This is a genomic window from Rothia amarae (assembly GCF_042677725.1).
GTDB lineage: Bacteria > Actinomycetota > Actinomycetes > Actinomycetales > Micrococcaceae > Rothia > Rothia amarae.
The window spans coordinates 1-2,185 of the sequence record NZ_JBHUCN010000008.1 but is presented as its reverse complement, the minus strand read 5'-3'; the positions used below and the strand labels follow the sequence as shown (position 1 = coordinate 2,185).

2 protein-coding genes are annotated in these 2,185 nt (G+C 46.0%); one reads left to right on the top strand and one right to left on the bottom strand.

What is annotated here, in order from left to right:
• Positions 1 to 165: 165 nt before the first annotated feature.
• Positions 166 to 1,125: a hypothetical protein gene (locus tag ACFR81_RS03545; protein WP_343874328.1), complete on the bottom strand. Its 960-nt coding sequence runs from the start codon at positions 1,123 to 1,125 to the stop codon at positions 166 to 168.
• Between the two features lie 183 nt (positions 1,126 to 1,308).
• Here ACFR81_RS03545 and ACFR81_RS03540 point away from each other — a divergent pair, with 183 nt between their 5' ends.
• Positions 1,309 to 1,914 carry a hypothetical protein gene (locus ACFR81_RS03540; protein ID WP_343874326.1) on the top strand — a complete coding sequence of 202 codons (606 nt, stop codon included), beginning with the start codon at positions 1,309 to 1,311 and terminating at the stop codon, positions 1,912 to 1,914.
• Positions 1,915 to 2,185 lie beyond the last annotated feature (271 nt).

The window sequence follows — 2,185 nt, the reverse complement described above, 5'->3', positions numbered from 1 at the left end:
GAGGGCTAGGGTGAAGGAGAATAATCGGAGGATCAATCGGTTACGTTCGGTGGTTGAATGGACGATTGCGCAGGTGAAGACCTGGCGGGTTTTACATACGGGCTTCCGTCGGCCGCTGGGTGTTTATTTGCGGGTGTTTTCTTCTGGTGCGGAGGCTGATATTTTTTACGGCTTCGGACCCCTTATGAATAAGCCTCTCTGCACGGGATAATACTCAAATAATTCAAATTCTTCATTGAATTCTTCTTCCAATGTATATCCAGCTATCTCTACGTTATCGGAACTCTCAAAGGCAGTATGCTTGAGGTCAATTTGAGGATGGTCGATTTGGATATTTGCTTTACTGAAACGAGAGTCCCTGAGAATGAATCTTCCCGACCTATTATCATAAAGAGATAGCCCATACTTAAAGTGCGACCCTATACAGAAAAAGGATTCAAGTTCACATCTTGCAATCATCAGATGCCCCTCGAACACGCACCCACTCATCGACAACGCCTTGCTCAAAACTAATTCATCGAAGTACATATGCGCTCTAAAATGTGCCCCGTCCAGATTCATTGAACAACTAGACCATGCTTTGTACTCTTGAGGTTTTATACCATCTAAAGGTTTAATCTTCGTTGTCCTCCTAAATATGGCACTGACTACTGTTGATTCAACAGCAACTTCTCCAGCAGGTCTAGCTGACCTCAGATACCCACACAAGATATCCACGACCCTTTGCTTGTATCGACCGCCATAAGTATCTGAGATATCGGTAAGGGCGTACACACCGGCTATCTTTGTGGAGACAGCTTCAGCACCTAGCATCTCAATGGCGCGAAAGAGCTTGTCCTCAATGAATTGCTCCTCATCTCGTTGGGAGGAAGCTTCTTTACGTCTATCGTCTGCCTCGTTGATGATTTGAGTCCTGAAGCGCACCACCAAGTACACAACACCGCCCAGACCAGCGATAAGGGTGAGGATGACTTTCAGCAGCTCAAGACCAGGTACAGGCTTCAGGAAGTAGTTCAGCAGAAGAAATGCACCCAAGCCAAGGACGATAGCAAGAACAGCTACACCTGCCGTCCAACGAATGAGGTTGCGGTCAAGTGAGAGTTTGCTATGGGATTCTTCAGCCATTGTGCGCCGTTCTGAGAGGACTTCAGGGGTGATAAGTACGATTATCCCAGATATTCCTCAAGTGTCTTAGAACGCCATACAGCATCTGTCTGGCTAGTAAGTTCATACAAAAGAACGAGGAAGAAAGCTGAGAGAAACCTGTACGATAAAGAGACTTTATTAAAAACTCACACAGAGGTAACCATGAAATCCCCAAATCTCCTTGCGATCCTCGCACTCGCACTACTCGCACTCACCGGATGCTCAAACAGCAACGAAGCTGAAAACAAGCCAATGGAATCGGTAGCACCTGTTGAATCCGAAACCGCCACAACCAGCGCAGACACTAACGACCGAGGCAATATTGAAAAGCAGATTGGTGAAGAAGGAAGTGTTACTGGCGAGCACAACGAAAATATTTACAGCTTCAAAGTCACCGGAATTGAGCCAAACTTCAAATGCACAGATGAATACGCTCAAGAACCTGAAAACGGTAAGTTCGTAAAGCTTGATGTTCAGGTGTCCACTGCTGATGCTAAAACCATGAAAGACCAGTACTACGGCAATAGCGTAAACATGCAAGCTGGAGCCTGGAAGTACATTGCTGCAAATGGGACCACTTATAATGGTCAGCTAGGTTCGGGCAGCTCTTTCATGTGCCTCCCCGAAAGCGAAACAATCCCTGCTCAAATTGGACCAAATGAAAAAGTTACAGGAAGTGTAATACTCGATGTCCCAGCAACTGATGGCACCATTGTTTATTCAGACCCTATGACTGATGGTGGCTGGGAATACGACCTCAGCAAATAGCAGATATAGAAAAGCCCTCCATCATGAAGGTGGAGGGTTCTTTTATAAGCAAGAAACGCCAAGGAGCTACACGTACCATTGGAAACACCCATCATTGTTGTCCTCATAACATCAGGAATAGCTCTCATCTCGTCAATAGCTAATATCATCGTCACTATCCACCAAGGGACTTTGACCCGGCGTGACAAATCTAAAGATAAAGAGGCTTATTCAAAAGTAGGAACACACCCACACCCCACCAACTAGACAACGGCCCCACCAGCGGCAAAAA

Excerpts from the sequence above, each read along its gene's own strand:
- ACFR81_RS03545 (WP_343874328.1), bottom strand. The coding sequence starts at position 1,125 with ATGGCTGAAGAATCCCATAGCAAACTCTCACTTGACCGCAACCTCATT.
- ACFR81_RS03540 (WP_343874326.1), top strand. The coding sequence starts at position 1,309 with ATGAAATCCCCAAATCTCCTTGCGATCCTCGCACTCGCACTACTCGCA.